At 69.4% G+C, this 5,343-nt stretch carries 7 protein-coding genes; 5 read left to right on the top strand and 2 right to left on the bottom strand.

Annotation, left to right across the window (positions count from 1 at the left end):
* Positions 1-803 (top strand): chorismate-binding protein (locus RMO97_RS08385; RefSeq protein WP_310540293.1); only part of this gene is annotated, 803 nt, incomplete at its 5' end.
* 13 nt (positions 804-816) lie between these two features.
* On the opposite strand, the gene RMO97_RS08380 is transcribed toward RMO97_RS08385, so the two are convergent.
* Positions 817-1,017: a hypothetical protein gene (locus RMO97_RS08380; RefSeq protein ID WP_310540291.1), complete on the bottom strand. Its 201-nt coding sequence runs from the start codon at positions 1,015-1,017 to the stop codon at positions 817-819.
* A 140-nt stretch (positions 1,018-1,157) separates the two neighbouring features.
* Between RMO97_RS08380 and RMO97_RS08375 the strand changes: the two genes are divergently transcribed.
* The 4 genes from RMO97_RS08375 to lexA all read left to right on the top strand — a co-directional run bounded on the left by RMO97_RS08375 (position 1,158) and on the right by lexA (position 4,329).
* Positions 1,158-1,748: an aminodeoxychorismate/anthranilate synthase component II gene (locus tag RMO97_RS08375; protein ID WP_310540290.1), complete on the top strand. Its 591-nt coding sequence runs from the start codon at positions 1,158-1,160 to the stop codon at positions 1,746-1,748.
* Positions 1,748-2,764, top strand: coding sequence for an anthranilate phosphoribosyltransferase (gene trpD, locus RMO97_RS08370; protein ID WP_310540289.1), 1,017 nt, complete (start codon positions 1,748-1,750; stop codon positions 2,762-2,764). Before RMO97_RS08375 ends, trpD begins: the two co-directional genes overlap by 1 nt.
* Entirely contained in the window at positions 2,761-3,549 is a 789-nt protein-coding gene (gene trpC / locus RMO97_RS08365; protein ID WP_310540287.1) for an indole-3-glycerol phosphate synthase TrpC, read from the top strand. Before trpD ends, trpC begins: the two co-directional genes overlap by 4 nt.
* An 84-nt stretch (positions 3,550-3,633) precedes the next feature.
* On the top strand, positions 3,634-4,329 hold the full coding sequence (gene lexA, locus RMO97_RS08360; protein WP_304777160.1) for a transcriptional repressor LexA: 696 nt from the start codon (positions 3,634-3,636) through the stop codon (positions 4,327-4,329).
* Positions 4,330-4,335: 6 nt separating this feature from the next.
* On the opposite strand, the gene RMO97_RS08355 is transcribed toward lexA, so the two are convergent.
* The coding region (locus RMO97_RS08355) for a ComEC/Rec2 family competence protein (protein ID WP_310540285.1) at positions 4,336-5,343 on the bottom strand (1,008 nt) is incomplete at its 5' end.

The following is a 5,343-nucleotide window of genomic DNA, read 5'->3' as shown; positions in this document are numbered from 1 at the left end:
GCGACATCTTCCAGGTGGTGCCCAGCCACCGGTTCCGCGCGCCCTTCAGCCGCGATCCCTTCGCCCTCTACCGCTCCCTGCGGCGGATGAACCCCTCGCCCTTCCTGTTCTATCTGAACTTCGGGGACTTCCAGCTGGCGGGCTCGTCGCCGGAGATCCTGGTCCGCCTGCGGGACGGCAAGATCACCATCCGCCCCATCGCCGGCACGCGGCCCCGCGGCGCGACGCCGGAAGAGGATCGCGCCCTGGAGGCCGAGCTGATCGCCGACCCCAAGGAGCGGGCCGAGCACCTGATGCTGCTGGACCTGGGCCGTAATGACGTGGGCCGGGTGGCAATGCTGAACAAGGCCGGCGCCAACGAACCGCCCAAGCCGTCGAAGGGGGCGCACGTGCGGGTGACGGCCAGCTTCTTCGTGGAGCGCTACAGCCACGTCATGCACCTGGTCTCCAATGTCGAGGGCGACGCGCCCGAGGGCCTGGACCCCGTTGACGTGCTGATGGCCGCCCTGCCGGCCGGCACGCTGTCGGGCGCGCCCAAGGTGCGGGCCATGCAGATCATCGATGAGCTGGAGCAGGAAAAGCGCGGCATCGCCTTCGCCGGCGCGGTTGGCTATTTCGGCGCCGACGGCTCGGTGGACACCTGCATCGTGCTGCGCACCGCCTGCATCAAGGACGGACAGATCTATACCCAGGCCGGGGGCGGGGTGGTCGTGGATTCAGATCCGGACGCCGAATACGACGAGACCCTGCACAAGGCCCGCGCCGTCCGCAGCGCGACCGAGGAAAGCTGGCGGTTCGTCTGAGCCTGAGGGCTAGCTAGCGATCACTCTGCACGACGTGCTGGGTGATCACCGGCGGGGCGAGGATCATGGCGGTGGCCAGAGCGAGCGCGGTCGAGGCCGCGAAGGCCGCGGCGCACAACACTGGCCACATGGATTCCTTGATCACCGGGGTCGCCAGCAGCAGCCGGGCGCGGGCGATCTGGTCGGCGTCGAGGACGGAATCAGCGGTCGTCATGGCCACAGAGTCCGCCCAACTCGCACAGCATGCAATGCGTGGACTTGGCGCAGCGCCAGTCCCAGCCCTACCTACTTGGTCGCTTGGCGGCCGCCTGAACCGGCTTCCACTTCAGGCTGCCACGCTCTAGATGGAACACCATGATCCTGGTCATCGATAACTACGACAGCTTCACCTACAATCTCGTCCACTATCTCAACGAGCTTGGGGCCGAGACGCTCGTCTATCGCAACGACGCCATCACCGTCGATGAGGCCCTGGGCCTCAAGCCGGACGGCGTGCTGCTGTCGCCGGGCCCCTGCACCCCCAACGAGGCCGGCATCTGCCTGGAGCTGATCGAGAGGGCCCCCGAGGGCCTGCCGATCCTGGGGGTCTGTCTGGGCCATCAGTCCATCGGCCAGGCCTTCGGCGGGCAGGTGGTGCGGGCCAAGGCCACCATGCACGGCAAGACCAGCCCGATGCACCACACCGGCAAAGGGGTGTTTGCGGGTATGCCGCAGGACTTCATCGCCACCCGCTATCACAGCCTGTCGGTCGCCAGGGAGACCTTGCCGGACGTCCTGGAGATCACCGCCTGGACAGAGGACGGCGAGGTCATGGGTTTCCAGCACAAGACCCGGCCCATCCACGGCGTGCAGTTCCATCCGGAATCCATCGCCACCGAGGGCGGCCACCATCTGCTGGCCAATTTCCTGGAACTGGCCGGCGTGCCGCGCAACGTGCCCGCCTGATGTCGGACGCCTTCAAGCCCCTGCTCGGCCGCCTGGCCGACGGTCAAACCCTGTCGGACGAGGACGCCGGAGAGTTCTTCGCCGCCTGCCTGCGGGGCGAGCCGTCGCCGGCCCAGGTGGCAGCGGCCATCACCGCCATGCGCCTGCGCGGCGAGACGGTGGGCGAGATCACCGCCTGCGCCAAGGCCATGCGCCGCGCCGCCGTGACCCTCGATCCGCCCTACGCCGTGATGGACGTCTGCGGCACCGGCGGCGACGGCCTGCATACGCTGAACATATCCACCGCCGTGGGCTTCGTGGCCGCCGGCGGCGGGCTGAAAGTGGCCAAGCACGGCAACCGGGCCCTGTCCTCGCGGTCCGGCACCGCCGATGTGCTGGCCGAACTGGGGGTGGACATCAACGCCCCCGTCGACCGGCAGATGAAGGCTCTGGATGAGGCCGGCATCTGCTTCATGTTCGCGCAGGCCCATCACGGCGCCATGCGCCACGTCTCGCCGATCCGGGCTGAGCTTGGCTTCCGAACGGTGTTCAACCTGCTGGGGCCGCTGACCAACCCGGCCAACGCCAAGCGCCAGGTCATGGGAGTGTTCGCCGAGCGTTGGGTCGAGCCCCTGGCCCGTGTTCTGGGGGCCTTGGGCTCCGAGCGCGCCTGGGTGGTGCACGGCGGCGGCATGGACGAGATGACCACCACGGGCGAGAGCGTCGTGGCCGAATGGCGCGACGGACAGGCCAGGCTCTTCACCATCACTCCGGAAGCGGTCGGACTGCCCCGGGCGGCCCTGGCCGACCTCACCGGCGGGAGCCCGGCCGAAAACGCGGTGGCCCTGCGCGCCCTGCTGGACGGGGAGACCGGCGCCTATCGCGACATCGTGCTGTTGAATACTGCGGCCGCCTTCCTGGTGGGTGAGAAGGTGGAGACTCTGCGCGACGGCATCGAGCTGGCGCGCGCGGTGATCGACGACGGCCGGGCCAAGACGGCCCTCACCACCCTGGCCGCCATCACGAGCGCGCCATGAGCGACATCCTCGACAAGATCGCAGCCTATAAGCGCGTCGAGGTCGCCGAACGAAAGGCGCTGCGCACTGTGGAGCAGGTCGAGGCCGCTGCGGGGCAGGCCTCGGCGCCGCGCGGGTTCCGCGCCGCCCTGGAGCGCGCCCATGCGCCGGGCCGGCTGGCCCTGATCGCCGAGATCAAGAAGGCTTCGCCCTCCAAGGGCCTGATCCGCGAGGACTTCGATCCGCCGTCGCTCGCCAGGGCCTATGAGGCGGGCGGGGCGGCCTGCCTGTCGGTGCTGACCGACACCCCGAGCTTCCAGGGGGCTGACAGCTTCCTCACGGACGCGCGGAACGCCTGCGCCCTGCCCTGCCTGCGCAAGGAGTTCCTGGTGGACCCCTGGCAGGTGGCCGAATCCCGCGCGCTCGGAGCCGACGCCATCCTGGTGATCATGGCCATGGTCGATGATTCCACCGCCCGCGACCTGATGGCGGAGGCGGCGCGATTCGGCATGGACGCGCTTGTCGAGGTGCACGACGAGGCCGAGATGGCCCGCGCCGGCGACCTGGGCGCGACCCTGGTGGGGGTCAATAACCGCGACCTGCGCAGCTTCAGCATAGACCTGGCCATCACCGAGCGCTTGGCGGCGCTCGCGCCCGCAAACGCCTTGCTGGTAACGGAAAGCGGCATCTTCACCGCGGCTGACGCCGCCCGGCTGGAGCGGTCGGGCGCCAGCGCCATGCTGGTGGGGGAAAGCCTGATGCGCCAGGCCGATGTGGCCGCCGCGGCACGGGCGCTTCTGGTTTAGCTTTCGGTCAACTTGACATTAACGAAGAACGCCTAGAGAACATCGGCAAGGTTTCCGCTTTGTTCTTCAAGGGCTCGTCGTCCAATGCTCACCCGTAAACAGCACGAATTGCTCATGTTCATCCATGAGCGGATCAAGGAGAGCGGCGTCTCGCCCTCCTTCGACGAGATGAAGGAGGCCCTCGACCTGGCCTCCAAGTCCGGGATTCACCGCCTGATCACGGCGCTGGAGGAACGCGGCTTCCTGCGCCGCCTGCCGCACCGGGCCCGCGCCCTGGAAGTGGTGAAGCTGCCGCAGCAGGCCACCACCTCTTCCCCGCCCAAGGGCCGCGCCCCGTTCAAGCCGCAACTGGTCGAGGCCGGCGCCGCCCAGCCCGCGATGAACGCCGCCAACGACACCCGCGAGATCTCGGTGCTGGGCAAGATCGCCGCCGGCACCCCCATCGAGGCGATCCAGCAGGAACGCGACCGCATGCATGTGCCCGAGAGCATGCTGGGCGCCGGGGAGCACTACGCCCTCGAAGTCCAGGGCGACTCCATGATCAACGCCGGCATCCTGGACGGCGACTATGTCGTCATCCGCAAGACCGACACCGCCACCTCGGGCGAGATCGTCGTCGCCCTGGTGATGGGCGAGGAAGCCACCCTCAAGCGCCTGCGCAAGAAGGGCGCCTCCATCGCTCTGGAGGCCGCCAACCCCGCCTATGAGACCCGCATCTTCGGTCCCGACCAGGTCCAGGTGCAGGGCCGGCTCGTCGGGCTGATCCGCAAGTACCACTAGGCGCCGTCAGTCGGCCTGATCGGCGATCACACCGCCGGTCCAGGGCCGCTGGCCGCGCAGACTCTGCGCCCATACGACGCGCCAGCCGGAGGACGTGTGGTAAAGCTCCGCGGACCCGCCTCGGGCGAAGTCGTCCTCCGTCAATAGCAGGGCGCCGGGGCAGTCGGCGGCGGTCGCCGCGCCGCGAACCACGACCACCTCGGCCCATTGGCACAGCAGCGGCAGCTTCTTCTCGATGGTCGAGGCGCGACGGGTGAAGACGGCGGCCACGCGGGGCGATGCGCCGGGCCTCGGCGCACAGGACCAGCGGTCGCAGTCATAGAGGGCGTCGCGGGCCTCCAGGCCGTCCGTGGCCGGCTCCAGGCCGCGCCGGCGGGCCCAGAGTTCGGCTCCGAACAGCTTGACGTCGGGTCGGAAGAGAACCGCCGTCCTGCCCTCCCGCACCGCCAGGGTCGAGCCGTCGGCGGCGATCCAGAGATCGGGCGTCGGCGGACGGGGCGTCAGACTGACGGCCAGGGCGAAGGGCAGGCCCAGCCAGCGCAGGGGACCCTTCCACAAGCAGAGCCAGAGGATGCCAAGGAACGCGGCCGCCAGGGTCCAGCCCGGCGCGCTGGCGATGATCAGCTGGGCGTTGGGCATCGCCGAGGCCTTGGCGGCGATCAGGTTCATGGTGTCGATGGCGACCCCGGCGGCCTGCAGCGGCCAATCGCCCAGGCCGAAGGGCGCCAGGATCGCGCCGAGCGCCAGGGCCGGCATCATCAGGAAGGACGAGATCGGCGCCACCAGCAGGTTGGCGATCAGCCCGAAGGTGGAGACCCGGTTGAAGTGCTGCATGGCGAAGGGCCCGGTCGCCATGCCGGCCACGAAGCTTGCGGCGAGGCTCGCGCCCAACCAGGTCCCCACCCCCTGGACGGCGCGGATCGGCCAGGGGGCGTTGATCTCGCGGATCGGGCGCGGCCAGAGCTCTGCCATGGCCACCAGGGCCGTGGTGGCGGCGAAGGACATCTGGAAGCC

Origin of the sequence: Phenylobacterium sp. (assembly GCF_031425575.1) — a bacterium.
Classification (GTDB): Bacteria; Pseudomonadota; Alphaproteobacteria; order Caulobacterales; family Caulobacteraceae; genus Phenylobacterium.
This window is presented reverse-complemented; position numbering and strand designations above follow the sequence as displayed.

Excerpts from the sequence above, each read along its gene's own strand:
- RMO97_RS08380 (WP_310540291.1), bottom strand. The coding sequence starts at position 1,017 with ATGACGACCGCTGATTCCGTCCTCGACGCCGACCAGATCGCCCGCGCC.
- RMO97_RS08375 (WP_310540290.1), top strand. The coding sequence starts at position 1,158 with ATGATCCTGGTCATCGATAACTACGACAGCTTCACCTACAATCTCGTC.
- trpD (WP_310540289.1), top strand. The coding sequence starts at position 1,748 with ATGTCGGACGCCTTCAAGCCCCTGCTCGGCCGCCTGGCCGACGGTCAA.
- trpC (WP_310540287.1), top strand. The coding sequence starts at position 2,761 with ATGAGCGACATCCTCGACAAGATCGCAGCCTATAAGCGCGTCGAGGTC.
- lexA (WP_304777160.1), top strand. The coding sequence starts at position 3,634 with ATGCTCACCCGTAAACAGCACGAATTGCTCATGTTCATCCATGAGCGG.